Raw genomic sequence first — 18,182 nt, 5'->3', positions numbered from 1 at the left:
GGAGGCCTCGTAGTAGTCGGTGCGCCATGAGGTGCACTGGTGTATCGCCCGTGCAGCGGGCAGAGACGGGAGGAGATGTCTCTGGATCTGATGGCTGACCCGGCCCTGAAAGGGTAGTCGGGGACAACAGCATGCCAGGAAACCGGCAGTTCATGCCCAGGCGTATGGGGTGGCGTGCCGGGGGATCCGCGCGACATGGTGAAAGCCATACTGCCTGAAGCCTAGTCTCCAGAAGGTGCAATACGGAACCTACCGGAAAGACGCCTGAAACCGGTACCGGCCCCTGCGGCGAGTTGGCGACTAACTCGCTGCAATCCTCTTGGGGTGCTGGAGCGATGCCCTGTCAGGGCATTCAAGGAGACGGACGGGACGCCTAAATCGCGCTCGACACGTACAGCAGTGATGAACATGGGATCGCCTACGGGACGCGAGTCCTATGGCGACGGAGTGCCCACAGTAGTCGGCGGGGTAACGTCCGCCCAATCTGGAGACCGCTAATGACGGTCCACAGGGCGAAGGGGCACAGGCGATGAACGGGAAGCAACCATGAGGGATGCGTAATGCAGGAAGCCGTAGTGGTACTTGACGTTCTCCGCGAGCGCGGCAGGAAGGGCCTGCCGTTCACGCAACTGTACCGGCAGATGTTCAACAAGGAGTTGTACCTGTTGGCGTACGGGAACATCTACTCCAACCAGGGGGCGATGACACCCGGGGCCAGCGCGGAAACCGCTGATGGCATGTCCGAGGACAAGATCGACCAGATCGTCGAGGCGATGCGGCACGAACGGTACCGGTTCTCCCCGGCCCGCCGCGTCTATATCCCGAAAAAGAATGGGAAGCTACGGCCTCTGGGCATGCCGTCATGGTCCGACAAGCTGGTTGGTGAAGTGGTTCGCCTGCTCCTTGAGGCGATGTACGAGCCACGGTTCTCCGACCGGTCCCACGGGTTCCGGAAAGGGCGAGGGTGTCATACCGCACTGCGGGAGATAAACAACACCTGGAGCGGGATAACGTGGTTCATCGAGGGTGACATCTCCGACTGTTTCGGGAGCTTTGATCATGATATTCTTCTCGGAATACTGGCGGAGAAGATCCAGGACCAACGGTTCCTGCGGCTTATTCGAAACATGCTCAAAGCCGGGTACCTGCAAGACTGGGAATACCACGACACGCTCAGCGGATGCCCGCAGGGCGGCGTGGTTTCACCAATCCTTTCGAACGTTTACCTGGACAAGTTCGACACATTTGTTGAGCAGAAACTGATCCCGCAGTACACGCGGGGAGCGCTTCGGGCCGCCAATCCCGCCTACCGGCAGATAGACGCTCTGCTCAGGAGGGCACGGCGACGCGGGGACCGGGCACAGGCCCGGCACCTGATGAAGCAGATGCGCATGCTCCCCTCCACCGACCCGATGGACCCGGGCTACCGCCGCCTGCGCTATGCGAGGTACGCGGATGATCATCTGCTGGGGTTCACCGGGCCGAGGGCCGAAGCCGAGCAGATCAAGGCCAGGCTGGCGGAGTTCCTCCGGGAGACCCTCGGACTCGAACTCAACGACAGCAAGACCCTGATCAGCCACGCCCGCACCCAGCCGGCGCGGTTCCTCGGCTACGACATCATCGTCCAGCACTCCAGCACGAAGATCACCAGAAACCGGAGATCGGTCAATGGCAGGATCGCGCTGCGGGTGCCGCCGGACGTGGTCAAGGCCCAGTGCGCCCGCTACCGGCAGCACGGCAAACCGTCGCGCCGGACCCGGCTGCAAAACCAGGACGACTACGACATCGTCCGGGTCTACGCAGCCGAATACCGTGGCGTCGTCAACTACTACCTACTCGCCCAGGACGTCTGGCGGCTCGGCACGCTGCGCTGGCACGCCGAGACGTCCATGCTGAAAACCCTGGCTGCCAAGCACAAGTCCACCGTCACGAAGATGGCCGCCCGTTTCCGGGCGAAGGCCACCACCAGCGACGGGCTGCGGACCTGCTTCGAGGCCAGACGGAAACGGCTGGGCAAGCCGGACCTGGTTGCACGATTCGGCGGGATCATCCTGCGGCAAGACCGGCGGGCGGTCATCAACGACCCTGCCCCGGTCCCGGTCCGTGTTCCTCGTAAGGAACTACTCGCTCGGCTCCACCAGCGGGTGTGTGAGCTGTGTGAGACCGGCGCCACGGTGGTTGTCCACCAGATCGCCGCTCTGCGACAGCTCGGGAAACCAGGACCGGACCAGCCCGCGTGGGCCACCGTCATGGCCAGGATGCGACGCAAGACGCTCATCGTCTGCGCACCCTGCCATGGCTGGATCCACGCAAACCCGGTCGCGAACGCGGCGTAATCGCTGGAGAGCCCGGTGCCTGGAAAGCGGGCACGCCGGGTTCGGAGGGAGGCTGCCCGGAAAAGGCCCAGATTCGCTGGGACCTCGTCGGGCAGCCCACCCTACCAGGAGTCACGACCTGCCAGGGGGTCCGGGAGAGCCGGACACAGGGCGAAGGGGGCCAGGTGATCGGACACCACGATTCCGGGAGGTATGCGTAATGCAGAACGCCGAAACGGTACTGGATGTCCTGCGTGAGCGCGGTAGGCGTGGCCTGCCGTGTACCGAGCTGTATCGACAACTGTTCAACCCGGACCTGTACCTGATGGCCTACGGGCGCATCTACGCCAACCACGGCGCGATGACGCCCGGGGTCGACGGGGAGACCGCCGATGGCATGACCCTGGGCCGGATCGGGCGCATCATCGATGCGTTGCGCCACGAACGTTACCGGTTCATGCCCGCGCGCCGTGTCTACATTCCCAAGAAGGACGGGAAGAAGTTGCGGCCGTTGGGTCTGCCATCATGGGCGGACAAGCTCGTCGGTGAGGTGGTGCGGCTGCTGTTGGAGGCGTACTACGAACCGAGGTTCTCCGCCCGGTCACACGGTTTCCGTCCCGGTCGGGGGTGTCACACGGCGTTGACCGAGGTGGCGACCTGCTGGTCCGGGACAACCTGGTTCATCGAGGGTGATCTCGCCGACTGTTTCGGCAGCTTCGACCACGAGGTCATGCTGTCGATCCTGGCCGAGCACATCCACGACAACCGGTTCCTGCGGCTGCTGCGTAACATGCTGCACGCCGGGTACCTTGAGGACTGGGAGTTCAACGCCACCCTCTCCGGTGTTCCGCAGGGCGGGGTGGCTTCGCCGGTATTGAGTAACATCTATCTTGACCGACTGGACCAGTTTGTCGAAACACAGCTCATCCCCGAGTACACCCGAGGCGTGAGCCGGGCACACAACCCGGCCTACGGGCGGGTGAGAGCCGCGATCGAGCGCGCCCGGCGTCGCCGCGACGTCGAAGCAGTCCGCCAGCTGCGGCAGCAGCTGCGGACCCTGCCGCGGGGCAACCCCCGCGATCCCGACTTCCGGCGGCTCCGGTACACCAGATACGCCGACGATCACCTGCTGGGATTTACCGGACCACGACAGGAAGCCGAGTACATCAAGGCCCGGCTGGCGCAGTTCCTGCGCGATGACCTCAAGCTGGAACTCAACCAGGACAAGACGCTCATCACTCATGGGCGTACCGGCGCGGCGAGGTTCCTCGGCTACGAGATCACCGTCCAACACGCCGACCACAAGACCACCCGTGGTCACCGGTCGGCCAACGGGAAGGTCGCCTTGCGCGTCCCCCGGGACGTGATCACTGCCAAGAGCGCCGCGTTCATGAAACTCGGCAAACCCGAGTTGCGCCCCGAACTGCTGAACCACCCCGATCACGAGATCATCGGCAGGTACGGGGCACAGTGGCGCGGCTATCTGCAGTACTACCTGCCCGCGCAGGATGTGTGGAGGCTCAACCGGCTGCAATGGGTCATGTTGACCTCCATGCTCAAGACCCTGGCCGGCAAGCACCGCTCGACCGTGTCGAAGATGGCCGACAAGTACCAGGCCACCATCGACACCCCCGCAGGGCGACGGGTGTGCTTCCAAGCCACGGTCGAACGCGCCGACAGGAAACCGCGGGCCACACGGTTCGGCGGTATCCCCCTCAAACGGCAGAGGAAAGCGGTCCTCGACGACCGTCAACCCGCCCCACTGGCCGGCCGACGCAACGGCAGCGAACTACTCGCCCGCCTGCGCCGAGGCTGGTGCGAACTATGCGAGCAACGCGCCCAGGTGCAAGTCCACCAGGTCGCCAAACTCGCCCAACTCGCGACCCCGGGACGAACACAACCGGTATGGGCGCAACAGATGGCCAGGATGCGGCGCAAGACACTGATCGTCTGCCCACCCTGCCACAACAGCATCCACCACCGGCAACCTGCCAACACGCTCACGTAGCAGTCACTGGAGAGCCCGTTGCCGGGACAACCGGCACGGCGGGTTCGGGCCGGGGGTCGCTGGAAAAGGAACCGCGAACAACGGAAACCTCGCCAGCGACCTACCGGTGCGAAGCGCGGCACCAGCGAACCGCCACGATCGACGCTACGCAGCGTTACCAAGGACGCGGGAGGCATTCCCCGGCAGCCTCGGGCGGCGCCCGCAGGAAACGTCAAGCCCGTCCGGACAACACTGATCCATTGAGACCCGTCAGATTGCCTGAGACGCCTTCCCGGCATACGTGTATATATCTGGCACTGTCGCCACCATGCACGAGAATCCGTCGGGAAACCCGCCAGCTGTCCGAGAATCCGCCAACCTCACGGAGACCGGACACAAACTCCGCCAGCGACTCGCAGAGTAATTCTGACCTCCGCAAGATCACTCGCAACCTAAGTCTGACATTCGCAACCTTCGGCGATACAGGACAAAAGCGCCCTCGAACAGCAGTGGATGGACTCCCGCTCGGTTGCGGGAGCAAGTTATAGGCTCCGGTTACCGGAGCGACGGCCGACCGGGCGCGGTCAGCCGTTGAGCAGCGACGATGCGTCGTCGCTGGGTGGGGCCGGTCGTGGGCGCTAACGGTGTCGGCAATGGCGGTCGGCGACCGTGGCCTGGTGATCGAGCAGCACTCGCCGAAGAATGCCGACGCGTCGCCGCGTTCCAGTCGGGGCCGCGACCGCCGCCACCTGTACCCCGGGCGTCCCGCACGGATCGCTCCGCGGTACACCGAGCAGGAGATCGCCGCCATCGCGGCGGCAGCCACCGCCGCTGGGCTGACCCCTACGGGGTTCGTCGGCGAAGCCGGCCTGGCCGCCGCCCGCGGTGAACAGCCGACAACGTTGAGCCGTGAGACCCTCGCGCAGCTTCAGGTCGAGTTGTTCGACGCCCGGGTCGCGGTCGGGCGGATCGGCACCAACCTCAATCAGGGCATCGCGGCGTTGAACGCCACCGGCGACGTACCGGCCTGGCTGGTGCGGGCTGCGGCGCTGTGCGAGCAGCGGATGCGGCGCGTCGATGATGTCATCGCCCGGATCGACCGGGCCCTGCGATGATCCCCAAGATCGGCCGCGGTCGTCGGGTGTACGGGCTGCTGCGCTACCTGTACGGGCCGGGGCGACGCGAGGAGCACGTCGATCCGCACCTGGTCGCCGCGTGGGACGGCGCCGGGTCGCTGTCGAGCCTGGAGCCGCTGATCGGCCCGGACGGCAAACCGGACCTACGCAAGCTCGTCGACCTGCTGGAGCAGCCGGTGCGGCGTGGGATCAACCCGCCGCGCCAGCCGGTCTGGCACTGCTCGATCCGCACCCACCCGGAAGACCGGTGGCTCACCGACGAGCAGTGGGCCCGGATCGGCGCCGAGGTCATGGCCAAGGTCGGACTCGCACCGCACGACGACTCCCGCGCGGTTCGGTGGGTCGCGGTGCGGCACGCCCCAGACCACATCCACATCGTCGCGACCCTCGTGCGGCAGGACCGGCGCACCGCGTGGGCGCGCAACGACAGATGGCTCGCCCAGGCGGCATGTCGAGACCTTGAAGAACGCTACGGGCTGCACCGGGTCGGCCCGGCCGACCGCACCGCACACACCCGTCCGACCACCCGCGAGGTGCACAAGGCCGCCCGCACCGGTCGGCGCGAACGCCCCCGCGACCAGCTGCGCCGCCAGGTCCGCCACGCTGCCGCCGTCGCCGACAGCCAGGAGCAGTTCTTCGCTCTGCTGCGAGACGCCGGGCTACTCGTTCGGACCCGAACAAGTTCAGTGCACCCCGGGCGGGTCACCGGGTACGCCGTTGCGTTGGCGAGCCACACCACAGCTGCGGGCCAACCAGTCTGGTACGGCGGCGGCCGGCTCGCACCCGACCTCACGCTGCCGCAGCTGCACCGCCGCTGGGGCCAGCCCACCACCTCGGACGCGCCGCCTCCACGGCTGGTTCAGGCCGACCTGTACGACCACGCCGCCAGCGAGGTTCGCGCCGCTGCCGAGCAGATCGGACAGGCAGGCGGGGACCCGGCCACGGCGAGCGCCGCCGCCTACGCCGCAGCCGACACGCTCACCGTCGCTGCCCGCCTGCTGGAGGGCGATCGACGCGGTCCGCTGCACCGCGCGGCCGAGGCCCTCGACCGGGCCGCCCGGGAGCCGTACCGGCGACCGCTGCCGCCAACCAGCCGCCGGGGAGAGCTGCGATCGATGTCACGACGCATGCGGCTAGCCGGCCAACTCACCGACGGCAACGCGGTGGTCGCCATGCTCCGGCTGATCCGCACGATGTCGATGCTCGCCGACTCCCTCGCCGAGCTACGCGACGCCCAACGTCGCCTGCACCAGGCACGCGCCGCCCGTACCGCCGCGCGGCTCCTGCGCTCAGCCGGAACTCGCAACAGCATGCCCGGCGGTCACATCCCGGACGTGACCGCAGCGCCGCCGTCAACGCGGCCATCAACCATGCCGCCAACGCGCCCCAACGACGCTCGGCGTCAACCCGGGCCGGGCGTCGGACACGGCAGATAGGAGAAAGGCCGATGGACTTCGGACAGGAACAGCATCCAGACATCGCTGCGGAGCTCACCCAACGCGCCGGCCAGGCCCTGGCAGTCCTCGGAACCCTCGGGGAGGCCACGGCCCGACTCGCCGCCGAACAACGCCGCCGCAAGCAGGGCCGGGAGGAAGCCCAGGCGCAAGCGCAACGCCGCCGGCAGGAACAGGCCGGGAAGCTCCGCGAGCACAGCGACCGGCTCGCCGAGTACGCCTCCCGGCAACGCGCGACGCATGACCGGCGCCTCATCAATCAGACGCTCGACCCGAACTGGGTCGCCACCGCCGACCTATATGACCTTGCCACCGTGTGGCGGACCGCCCGGCTCCGCGAAGAGCAGTTCCCCGAAGCGCGCGCCGCCGCGGAAACGGTCGAAGACCGGCTCCGGGACATGTACCCGCGGCCGATGCACCTGTACGACGAGGCCGTCCGCAACGGCACGCCACACGGCGACGCGATGCGCGCCGCCGCCGAGGAGATGGCCCATACCCCCGTCATGCGGCCGTACGGCCCGGGAACCCGAGCCGGCGCCCTCGGCCCCGCAGACGAACCCGTTGTCGGTCGGGCGGCGTTTGATACCGCAGTCGCCGACGAACAGATCCACCTCGCCACCGGCATCGACCCGGCCGACTACCTCGCCGAACTGCGCCGACTCGGGCCAGGCGGCGACGCCGCCGCAGAAGCACTCCGGGCCGCGCTCCTCGAGCGCGCCGGCCGAGAGACCGCGCACGGACTCGCCGACGCAGCGACACCCGACAACCCGGCCACGAAGGGCGTCGACGAACACACCGTCGACGGCATGCCCGACAACGCGACCCACATCGGCGCCGCCAACCGCGACACCGCCACCGCGCAGCGCAGCGCGGCGCAGCTCGCTGGCGAGTGGTACCCCGATGGGTTGAACCATCCCCATGGCATGCCTCGCGACGTCGCCCGCCGCACGCCGGCCACCACTGCCCCCGCGAACACCGCGGGCCGCACAGCGGGGTTGGGCCGATGACCGCCCCGGCCAGCGTCGACGCGAGCGAGCAGGAGCAGCACCCGCCGCTGTACCCCAGCCTCGAAGCCTGGGTGATCGGCTACTTCACCCCGATGTTCCTGCACCGCATCCCCGGCAACCCCCGACTGCGCTGGTGCGCCGAGTGGTGGGACCACGCCGAAGCCATCGCCCGGCTCACCCTCCTGTGGACCGGCTGGGAAGCGGCTCGCTGGCAACCCGAAGCCAAGGCCGGCTGGTGGCTCGACTTCGACCACCACCTGCAGATCCTGCTTGCCATCGACGGCCCGTTTCGCAACTGCCGCCAGCCCGAAGGCAGCAGGGCCGGCAAGCACGAGCCGCTCGCCGTCCCCGATGTCTCCTCCGCACCAACGGACTGGTGGGACTAGAGCTAGCACCCCCGGCAACACAGCCTCCCGCCTCGAATCTGCGGAAGCCCACGGATGTCAACGTCACCTGGAAGGTCACCAGAAGTGCCTAACGCGAGCACCACCCTCTGCGATCTGCTCAAGAGCATGGCGGACAACTTGCCCTCGACAGCCAGCCCGGACGACCCGTCGGTACTTCAGGCGCTGGTGCTGGCTGTCCGCGCAGCGACAGCTGCTGCCAGCGGTTCAGCCGCCGAAGACTGGGCGTGCTACGCCGAGGCCATTCAGCATGCGGTCCAAGCACTGCAAACTGACCTCGGCGACATTGGGGCTCTCGCGCGCAGCACCGCTCCGGCCGGACCTGACGGTCCCGAACTTCGTGTCGCGGCCACCGAGCTTGTCAAACGTCTCGCCGAGCTCTACGCGACGGCAGCCGCCGGGACGGTCGATTCCATGCACCGGAGGCTGCTATGGTCCCGCGTTGCGTACTATCTCGACGACGCGGCGGCTGAACTGGCATGAGCCAAATGACGAGTGATCGTGGTCGCCAGGGTCGCTCGCCCACCGCAGGGGTGACGCAAGTCCTCGCCCGACACATTTCTGTCGTACCCACCGGCTACGGTGTCGCCTCGTGGCTGTGTTCGGCAGCCCGCTGGCCGAGGCGCTGGCGTACAGCTTCACCGACGTCTTCCGGTAACCCGAACCGGCCGCCTCCCGGGCTCCGGTCGGCGGCCGTCCTGTTGCGCTGAAAGGATTCCTCGACGGCCTGGCTGGTACGGCCCATAACGCGGTATGCAGTCTGGTCTGCTGCCCATACATCGAGTGCGGATCGTTTGCCTTCTACGATTGGCAGGCACGCATCGTCTCTTCGGGACAGTCGGTCCGACGGCCGTCGTTAAAGGACACGTGCCGCTGTATCGCCGTCGTACCCCACCGCCTCATGCAAAGGGTGATCTAAGCTCAGATCGGCTGCCGGTTCAGAGGAAATCGAAAATGCGGGTGCAAGAGTGAACTGGAGCTGCGTACGCTGGATGAGCAGATAGTTGATGCATGCCGACCCTGTTCCTCGAGCCGGCTGGGCTGCTAAAGGACAATTCCGCAAAGCCGTGTTTCTCCAGGCACCTCCGGACCTCGAGGCTTGGGTCGTAGCCGTTGTCGAGCAGGCCGCGCGTCCAGATCACGATGCCGCCTACGGTCAGGAGTACCGGCAAGGTCGCGATTGTCCGCTGGATGTCGTCGGATGAGATGTTACCGAAGACACCGCACGCCATGATCACGTGCGCTGGCGTGACGCTGCGGTACACCTCGACCTCGCCGGCGTCGGCCGTTGCCACTTCGACATTGGACAGGCCCAGGGTGGCGGCCGTTGTGCGGGCCCGCTGCGACAGGTTCTGGTCGAGTTCAACCAGCAGCGCTCGGACGGCGTAGCCGTGGTCGTCATCGGCCAACACAGGCAACACGTCCCGTCCTTCGCCAGCGCAGATGCTGATCAGGCGACGCGTGCCATCAGGGTCACAAGGGGCATGAACCAAGGCTCGACGCAGGTCGCGTTGGACAATCTCCAATCGCTGCGCCAACCATGAGTTGGGGTTGTCGTAGTCCTCGTGCCATTGGGCCCAGTTCTTGGTCATGGACAAAGTATGCCGTCCGGGGTAGGCGTCGATCTATCCTTCATGTGAAGATCCGAACTCGCCTACCGAAATTCAGGCCAGGCCTGTGACGAAGCCGCGAATGCGGTCATTGCCTATCACGGCAGTCCCAACGCCCGCCGTATCCAGAAGGACTCGGCTACCACAGCCCCGGACGATTACGAATCGGCTTAGCACACCGACCCACCCGAACCAACTATCGTCACTCCAACGCCCACCGGCGGCCGGACAACCGCCGCTGCATCAACGCGGGGGAAGCTCAGTCGGGCCGCTCCACCGCCCGGTAGGCGTCCGCCAGGGCGCGGCGTGAACTTAGCGTGTCCGGGTGATCAGCCCCCAGCACCCGCAGCGAATCGGCGACCACCTGCTCGAACAGGTCGACCGCCTCGACACGCCGCCCCGCCCTCCCGTAGGCGCTGGCCAGGTTGTGGCGTACGGTCAGTGTCTCCGGGTGATCAGGCCCCAGCACCCGCAGCCGGTCGGCGGCCACCTGCTCGAACAGGTCGATCGCCTCATCCAGCCGCCCCGCCGACAGGAAGGCGCCGGCCAGGTTGTTGCGTGAGCGCAGCGTGTCCGGGTGGTCGGCCCCCAGCATCCGCAGCGAGTCGGCGGCCACCTGCTCGAACAGGTCGACCACTTCGCTCTGCCGCCCCGCCGCCTGGTAGGCGTAGGCCAGATTGCTGTGTGCGGCCAGCGTGTCCGGGTGGTCAGCGCCCAGCACCCGCAGAAAGTCAGCAGCCACCTGCTTGAGCAGGTCGATCGCCTCGGCCAGCCGCCCCGCTGACTCGTAGGCGATGGCCAGGTTGTTGTGTGCGGCCAGCGTGTCCGGGTGGTCAGCGCCCAGCACCCGCAGCGAGTCGGTAGCCACCTGCTTGAGCAGGTCGATCAGCACGTCGATCGCCTTATCCGGCTGCCCCGCCGCATGGTAGGCGTCCGCCAGATTCTTGTGTGAGCGCAGCGTGTGCTGATGGTGGGCCCCCAGCACCCGCAGCGAGTCGGCGGCCACCTGCTCGAACAGGTCGACCGCCTCGCCCAGCCGCCCCGCCGCCTGGTAGGCGTAGGCCAGATTGCTGTGTGCGGCCAGCGTGTCCGGGTGGTCAGCGCCCAGCACCCGTAGGAAGTCAGCAGCCACCTGCTTGAGCAGGTCGATCGCCTCGTCCAACTGTCCCGCCGCTCGGTAGGCGTCCGCTAGGTCGTGGCGTGCGGCCAGGGTGACCGGATGATCGGCCCCCCGTACGCGCAGCCGGTCGGCGGCCACCTGCTTGAGCAGGTCAATCGCCTCGCCCAGCCGACCCGCCGCCCGGTAGGCGTAGGCCAGGATGTGGCGTGATCTCAGCGTGTCCGGGTGATCGGTGCCCAGCACGCGCAGCCGGTCGGTCGCCACCTGCTCGTACAGTTCGATCGCCTCGCCTAGCCGCCCCGCCTCCCTGTAGGCGTCCGCCAGGGTCTGGCGTGCGCTGAGCGTGTGTGGATGGTCGGTCCCCCGCACCCGGAGCCGGTCGGCGACCACCTGCTCGTACAGTTCGATCGCCTCGCCCAGCCGACCCGCCAATTGGTAGGCCTTGGCTAGGTCGCGGCAGGAGGCCAGGGTGTCCGGGTGATCGGCCCCCCGTACGCGCAGCCGGTCGGCGACCACCTGCTCGTACAGGTCGATCGCCTCGTCCAGCCGCCCCGCCGACCGGTAGACGTAGGCCAGGTTGTGCCGTGAGAGCAGCGTGTGCGGGTCATCGGCGCCCAGCGCCCGCGTTTGGTCGGCGATCACCTGCTCGAACTGGTCGATCGCCTCGCCCAGCCGCCCCGCCAATCCGTAGTAGGCGGCCAGGTCGTGGCGTGAGGAGAGCGTGTCCGGATGGTCGGCCCCCAGCACCCGCAGCTGGTCGGCGACCACCTGCTCGAGCAGTTCGATCGCCACCTCCAGCCGCCCTACCAGCTGGTAGGCCTCGGCCAGGTGGTCGCGCGCGGTCAGCGTGTCCGGGTGGTCAGCTCCCAGTATCCGCAGCGAGTCGGCGGCCACTTGCTCAAACAAGTCGATTGCGTCGGCCAGCCGCCCCGCCACCCGGTAGGCGTAGGCCAAGTTGTTGCGCGCGGTCAACGTGCCCGGGTGATCGGCCCCCCGCATCCGCAGTGAGTCGACAACCACTTGCTCAAACAAGTCGACTGCCTCATCCAGTCGCGCTGCCGCCCGGTAGACGCAGGCCAGGTTGTGGCGCACGTTCAGCGTGTCCGGGTCGTCGGCCCCCCGCACCCGCATTTGGTCGGCGACCAATTGCTCAAACAGGTCGATCGCCTCGGTCAGCCGCCCCGCTGATTCGTAGGCGCTGGCCAGGTTGTTGCGCGCGGTCAGCGTGTCCGGGTGATCGGGCCCATGCACCCGCAGCGACTCGACAACCACTTGCTCGAACAGGTCGATCGCCTCATCCAGCCGCCCCGCCAATTTGTAGGCGTCGGCCAGGTTGAGGCGCGCGTTCAGCGTCGCCGGGTCGTCAGCTCCCAGCACACGCATTTGGTCGGCGACCACCTGCTCGAGCAGGTCGATCGCCTCATCCACTCGCCCCGCCAATTTGTAGGCGTCGGCCAGGTTGAGGCGCGCGGTCAGCGTGTCCGAGTCCTCAGCCCCTAGCACCCGCAGCGAGTCGGCGGACACCTGCTCGAGCAGTTCGATCGTCTCGGCCAGCCGCCCCACCGCTCGGTAGGCGCTGGCCAGGCTTTGACGTGCAAGCAGCGTGTCCGGGTGGTCGGCGCCCAGCGCACGCAGCCGGTCGGCGGACACATGCTCGAGCAGGTCGATCGCCTCATCCAGCCGCCCCGCCGATTTGTAGGCGACGGCCAGGCAGTGGCGTGAGGTCAGTGTGTCCGGGTGGTCGGCTCCCAGCACCTGCGGCCGGTCGGCGGACACCTGCTCGAACAGGTCGATCGCCTCATCCAGCCGCCCCGCCTCTCGGTAGACATAGGCCAGGTTGTGGCGTGCCGTCAGCGTGGCCCGGTGATCGGCCCCCAGCACCTGCAGCCGGTCGGCGGCCACCCGCTCGAACAGGTCGATCGCCTCGGCCAGCCGCCCCGCTGACTCGTAGGCGATGGCCAGGTTGTGGCGTGAGTCCAGTGTGTCCGGGTCGTCGGCTCCCAGCACCCGCAGCCGGTCGGCGACCACCTGCTCGAACAGGTCGATCGCCTCATCCAGCCGCCCCGCCGATTTGTAAACGTTGGCCAGGAGGTGGCGTGAATTCAGCGTGTCTCGGTCGTCCGCCCCCAGCGCCCGTAGCGAGTCGACAACCAACTGCTCAAACAGGTCAATCGCCTCGCGCAGCCGCCCCGCCGCCTGGTAGGCGTCCACCAGGTTCCGGCGTGAGCGCAGCGTGCCCCGGTCGTCGGCACCAAGGACCCGCAGCCGATCGGCGACCACCTGCTCAAACAGGTCGGTCGCCTCGTCCAGCCGCCCCGCCGCCCGGTAGACGCCTGCCAGGCTGTGGCGCGAGGTCAGCGTGTCCGGATGATCGGCGCCCAGCACCCGCAGCCGATCGGCGACCACCTGCTCAAACAGGTCGGTCGCCTCGTCCAGCCGCCCCGCTGCTCGGTACATGCTGGCAAGGATCTGGCGCGAGGTCAGCGTGTCCGGATGATCGGCCCCCAGCACCCGCAGCCGATCGGCGACCACCTGCTCAAACAGGTCGGTCGCCTCGTCCAGCCGCCCCGCCGCCCGGTAGACGCCTGCCAGGCTGTGGCGCGAGGTCAGCGTGTCCGGGTCGTCGGCCCCCAGCACCCGCAGCCGATCGGCGACCACCTGCTCAAACAGGTCGGTCGCCTCGTCCAGCCGCCCCGCCGCCCGGTAGACGCCTGCCAGGCTGTGGCGCGAGGTCAGCGTGTCCGGGTCGTCGGCCCCCAGCACCCGCAGCCGATCGGCGACCACCTGCTCAAACAGGTCGGTCGCCTCGTCCAGCCGCCCCGCTGCTCGGTACATGCTGGCAAGGATCTGGCGCGAGGTCAGCGTGTCCGGATGATCGGCCCCCAGCACCCGCAGCCGATCGGCGACCACCTGCTCGTTCAGATCGATCGCCTCGTCCAGCCGCCCCGCCGACCCGTAGAAGCCGGCCAGGTTGTGGCGCGAGGTCAGCGTGTCCGGATGATCGGCGCCCAGCACCCGCAGCGAGTCGGCGACCACCTGCTTGTACAGGTCGATCGCCTCGTCCAGCCGCCCCGCCAACCCGTAGACGTTGGCCAGGTTGTGGTGTGCGGTCAGCGTGTCCGGGTGATCGGCGCCCAGCACCCGCGGTGTGTCGGCGACCAGTTGCTTGAGCAGGTCGATCGCCTCATCCAGCCGCCCCGCCGACTCGTAGGCGCCCGCCAGGTTGATGAGTGAGTTCAGCGTGCCCGGGTCGTCTGCTCCCCGCACCCGCCGTGAATCGACCACCAGTTGCTCGAGCAGGCCGACCGACTCGTCCAGCCGCCCCACCAATTTGTAGGCGTAGGCCAGGTTGTTACGTGCGACGAGCGTTTGCGGGTGGTCGTCCCCCAGCGTCCGCAACCGGTCGTCAAGCACCTGTTCGAACAGGCCGATCGCGCGATCGACCTGGCCCTGTCCCTGCAGGTAGGTCGCGGCCTGGTTAAGGACGTAGAGCATTGCTTGTGAGCGTTGATCGGCAGGAATCGCGCAGTTGATGGCGTCGATGTGCGGCACCAGCATGGCCCACAGTGGCCATCCGGACACGTTGCCCAGCGGGTCGGTTGGCGCTGCACGATTGAGCACCAGAACCGCTTCCTGCTCGTGCTGTGCCTGGTATATGTCGTTGGCGCGGGCGACGGCCTGCACGAGCCGGTGCACCTCGATCATCCCGCGGTTGCGGGTAAGCATGCTGTACGACGCCAGCACCCGGATCGCGTCCTCGACCGCCTCCGACGCCTCGACAACTGCGGTCAGCACCATGGTCGGCAGCGGTTTGGGGGCCAGGCACGCCAGCATCGCCATCACCCATCTGGCCTGCGGCGCCCGCGCCGCAGCGCGCTCCATCGTCAGTGCCCATACCCGGTCGACGGCCCGTTGCGTGTCGAACCCCACCGCCGTCGCCGCATACGTCCGCCCCGGCCGGCCCGCCAACTCCCGCCGGTAGGCCGCGATGGTCCAGCCTTCCTGAGCGATGAACGCGCCCGCCTGCTCCAACGCCAGCGGCAGATCCCCCAACTCCTCGGCCAGTAGCCCTGCCTCGGCCCCCTCGTCGACCAGGCCGGTCAGCCCCACCAGCAGCTCAACGCTCGCGGGCCGGTCCAACACCCCAAGCCGCAGCGGCGCCAGCCCCAGCCGCCCCCACACCGGCGCGGCCAAATCCCGGCGGGTGGTCACCAGCACCCGGCCGTGGCCCTGGACCACGCCGAACAGATCCCGCAGGATCGCCGGGTCCTCCACGTTGTCCAGCACCAGCAGCCACCCGTCGTGGCACTGCAACCAGCCCACCGCCCAGTGGTACCCGTCAACCAGGGCGGGAACCGACGTCAGCCGCCGCGCCAGGGCCGCCACGCCGTCCGTCAGCTGGTGGCTGGTCTCGGCGGTGACCCACCACACCAGCTGATACTGCGACAGGTACCGGTGGGCGTACCGCAACGCCAACTCGGTCTTGCCCACCCCACCCAGACCGTGCAACGCCTGCCCGATCACCCCACTACCGGCCGTCAACTTGTCACGGAGGTCAATCAGAGCGTCGTCGCGGCCAACAAACATCCCCGCCGCCGGTGCCGGCAGATTGTGCGTCCCCGGCAACACCTGCACCTCAGAAGGTTCGGGCACCTCGGACAACTGCACGAGAGTGTTGTTCGTGTGCGCCCCGGTCGACATGATCCCGTAGTTGGAGCCCGCCGCGCTCGACCCTTCGCCCACGGCGCGCGGCCCTGCAGCAGCCGGCTCGCTCACAGGTTGTTGGTCGCGTCGTCGCCGGCCGAGATGATCCCGGCATTGGTGCCCACGGCCACGGACCGCTCCCCGGCCGCCACGATGCTCACCCCTCCCGCCTGCAGATGCTCCCCCGCTTCCCGCGCCGCCACTTCGACACCGGGAGCCTCAGCCGAATTGACATTGGCGATGAAGCGTTTGACCTGGCCGTACACCAGATCTCTACGGGTTGAGGGTTTGCAGATGGTGACGTGGTCGGCGTCGACCGGGATCGGCCGCACACCGGCGATTCCGGGGTTGGCCGAGGCTTCGTCGACGACCCGGACTCCGTTCGTCAAACGGGTCTCGAAGAACACCAGGTTGCGAATCTTGACTTCGTTGACCCAGTCCCTGTAGCGGTCGTTCAGCTGCCGCAGGTGTGGACCGTTGCGCTTGAGGTCCTCGACGGCGGCGGTACCGCGGTAGAGGTGGCCGAGGCTGTCGACGGCTTTGGTAACACCTGAACCGGTGTGCGGTGTCGCGAGGAAGGCGACGCCTTCGATGGCTTCGGCGAAGACGGCGTAGTCATCGCGTCCCTCCGAGGCGTGCAGCAGCATCTCCTTGACCAGCAGGCCACCCATGCTGTGAGTAATGAAGCAAAGCGGCCGTTCACCGATTGCATGGTTCTGCAGGAGGGCGAGGAGGTTGATCGCCCGGTCCGGGAGGCTCATCGACTGGCCGCGCCACCCGCTTGACCAGGCGTCGTAGCCGACGGTCCACACTGCGGTGTCCGGGACTTCCTCCGCCAGCCACTGCGGCCAGAATAAATCGTCGCTACCAGATGTCCACGACTTGCGGGCGTCGCCGTCAAGGCCGTGCAGGAACACCACGTCCAACGCTGCCCGCTCCGGGCAGTGCACCTCAAACACCTCGGTCACGTCGGACTCCTTGATGCGTCGGCCAGCGCCAGGGCACAGTTTAGACAGGGCCGAATACGCTGCGTGAGCCGCCGTTCGGCCAGGGTGTCCGCGTTGTCGGGACAGATGTCGTCACCTCAATGTTCGTCCCAGCGACTGAAGGCGCCGTACAAGATCCGTTGCATCGTCACGGTGCACCACACCCTCCGTTGAACGCCGCCGCCCGCCGACAGACTCGTCCTGCCCTGGAGACCGGCCGGGTCAGGGGGCTCTGGCGCAGCTCGGAAGGCTCGACATCGTTGCATCGTGACGAAGATCGTCTGCGAGCGTCGACTGGGGCGCATCTAGGTAGCTATCGATGGTCGACTCGCTCCGAATTGGCGCTGAGCGCTTCCGGGATCCTTGTCCGCGTAGCGTTTCATCTTGACCCGCCGCCAAGCAGGTCCAGCTAACCTCGAATCGTGCCAGACCCGTCCGGCGTTCAGGGCCCCAGCGAAGCTACACAGGCGCTGGCGGCGACGAGCGACGTTCAGCTCATTGCGGAGCTTCGCGACGCGCTCGTCGCCGTCGCTTTCTGCGGCGATGCGTGGTTCGCGACGCTGCCGCGTGAAGTTGAACGCTATGACCGCCCTCGCGTCGAACTGCTCGGGGCTTTGCGCCTTGAGCTTGTGCTGGCCGGTCCTGCCGCAACCACAGAGCAGCTCGCAGCGCTGGCCGAACCGATCATCAATCCATATTGGTTAAGTGGTCGGGAGCCAGCCGCATCGTTGGCGGAGGCAGTCGAGGCGCTGCGCCACTTGACCATGCATAGGCTGCCTGCGGTACGCGCCGCACGTGCAGAGGTCGGTCGCTGGAGGAGTGATCGGTAGCGTCCGTTATGGGTTGCTAGAGCCGGGCTGTGGCTGGCAGTCGGCCCAGGATAGGTATGGCTCGGAATGCTTCAGCGCGGGTTGTCCCGATCCGTTGGCCGTGCAGAGTTCCGAGGGCGTCGGCCATGGGGCCGAAGTGGTCGGTGATCGGCTGGGATGCGTGGCCTCCTAGCGCGGTGAGCTTAGTCTGCCAGTGCTCGCTGACGTCGATGATGTTGGGCAGTTCGAGTGGTCGGCCGTGTTGGTCGAGGTTGTTGTAGCCGTCGCTGTGGTAGGCGCGTTTGGGGTGGCCGGTGGCGATGACGACGTCGGGGAGCGCGGTGAGGACCTCGTTGGCGCAGTGTCGGTGGTGCGGGTGGATGTCGTTGGTGGGGTGGGTGATGAGGATGTCGGGTCGGATCTCGGTGAGGGCTGTGGTGATGGCGTGGGCTGAGAGTCGGTCGACAAGGTAGAGGTCGGCGCCGAGGATTCGGGCGCCGGCTGCTGCTTCGGCGTCGCGGACGGCGTCGTGTCGGGCGACGGCGATGACCGCGGTTCCGCCGTCGTGGACGTGCCGGGCAATGGTGCCGCCGGCCCAGAGTTCAGCGTCGTCTGGGTGTGCCATCACGGTGAGGAGGGTGGACGCAGAT

General features: G+C 67.5%; 12 protein-coding genes. 8 read left to right on the top strand and 4 right to left on the bottom strand.

Features of this window, described 5'->3' with window-relative positions:
* Window positions 1–560: 560 nt before the first annotated feature.
* The 7 genes from OHA72_RS22250 (at window position 561) to OHA72_RS22220 (ending at window position 8,786) form a co-directional block, all read left to right on the top strand.
* The gene (locus OHA72_RS22250; protein WP_327004557.1) at window positions 561–2,336 is read left to right on the top strand and encodes a reverse transcriptase/maturase family protein; all 1,776 of its coding nucleotides are present in this window, start codon (window positions 561–563) and stop codon (window positions 2,334–2,336) included.
* Window positions 2,337–2,535: 199 nt separating this feature from the next.
* A complete protein-coding gene (locus tag OHA72_RS22245) occupies window positions 2,536–4,323 on the top strand; it encodes a reverse transcriptase/maturase family protein (RefSeq protein ID WP_327003212.1) in 1,788 nt (595 codons plus the stop codon).
* A 632-nt stretch (window positions 4,324–4,955) separates the two neighbouring features.
* The gene (locus OHA72_RS22240) at window positions 4,956–5,417 is read left to right on the top strand and encodes a hypothetical protein (RefSeq protein WP_327009704.1); all 462 of its coding nucleotides are present in this window, start codon (window positions 4,956–4,958) and stop codon (window positions 5,415–5,417) included.
* Entirely contained in the window at window positions 5,414–6,874 is a 1,461-nt protein-coding gene (locus OHA72_RS22235) for a relaxase/mobilization nuclease domain-containing protein (protein ID WP_327009703.1), read from the top strand. Before OHA72_RS22240 ends, OHA72_RS22235 begins: the two co-directional genes overlap by 4 nt.
* Window positions 6,875–6,885: 11 nt before the next feature.
* Entirely contained in the window at window positions 6,886–7,899 is a 1,014-nt protein-coding gene (locus OHA72_RS22230) for a hypothetical protein (protein WP_327009702.1), read from the top strand.
* Window positions 7,896–8,285, top strand: coding sequence for a DUF4913 domain-containing protein (locus OHA72_RS22225; protein WP_327009701.1), 390 nt, complete (start codon window positions 7,896–7,898; stop codon window positions 8,283–8,285). The genes OHA72_RS22230 and OHA72_RS22225 overlap by 4 nt, the downstream gene beginning before the upstream one ends.
* An 84-nt stretch (window positions 8,286–8,369) precedes the next feature.
* Window positions 8,370–8,786 carry a hypothetical protein gene (locus OHA72_RS22220; protein ID WP_327009700.1) on the top strand — a complete coding sequence of 139 codons (417 nt, stop codon included), beginning with the start codon at window positions 8,370–8,372 and terminating at the stop codon, window positions 8,784–8,786.
* A 455-nt stretch (window positions 8,787–9,241) separates the two neighbouring features.
* Here OHA72_RS22220 and OHA72_RS22215 read toward each other — a convergent pair whose 3' ends face one another.
* From OHA72_RS22215 to OHA72_RS22205, 3 genes are all read right to left on the bottom strand, one after another.
* Window positions 9,242–9,895, bottom strand: coding sequence for a class I SAM-dependent methyltransferase (locus OHA72_RS22215; protein WP_327009699.1), 654 nt, complete (start codon window positions 9,893–9,895; stop codon window positions 9,242–9,244).
* A gap of 277 nt (window positions 9,896–10,172) precedes the next feature.
* Window positions 10,173–15,809 (bottom strand): tetratricopeptide repeat protein, encoded by a 5,637-nt coding sequence (locus OHA72_RS22210; RefSeq protein ID WP_327009698.1) that lies wholly within the window; start codon window positions 15,807–15,809, stop codon window positions 10,173–10,175.
* Window positions 15,806–16,705, bottom strand: coding sequence for an esterase/lipase family protein (locus OHA72_RS22205; RefSeq protein ID WP_327009697.1), 900 nt, complete (start codon window positions 16,703–16,705; stop codon window positions 15,806–15,808). Before OHA72_RS22205 ends, OHA72_RS22210 begins: the two co-directional genes overlap by 4 nt.
* Before the next feature lie 440 nt (window positions 16,706–17,145).
* On the opposite strand from OHA72_RS22205, the gene OHA72_RS22200 reads away from it, so the two are divergent.
* Window positions 17,146–17,553, top strand: a complete 408-nt coding sequence (locus OHA72_RS22200; protein ID WP_327009696.1) for a hypothetical protein — start codon at window positions 17,146–17,148, stop codon at window positions 17,551–17,553.
* 16 nt (window positions 17,554–17,569) lie between these two features.
* Here the strand turns inward: OHA72_RS22200 and OHA72_RS22195 are convergent, their stop codons facing one another.
* Entirely contained in the window at window positions 17,570–18,157 is a 588-nt protein-coding gene (locus OHA72_RS22195) for a PIG-L deacetylase family protein (RefSeq protein ID WP_327011639.1), read from the bottom strand.
* Between the last annotated feature and the right edge of the window lie 25 nt (window positions 18,158–18,182).

The organism is Dactylosporangium sp. NBC_01737, from assembly GCF_035963215.1.
Lineage (GTDB): Bacteria > Actinomycetota > Actinomycetes > Mycobacteriales > Micromonosporaceae > Dactylosporangium.
This window is presented reverse-complemented; position numbering and strand designations above follow the sequence as displayed.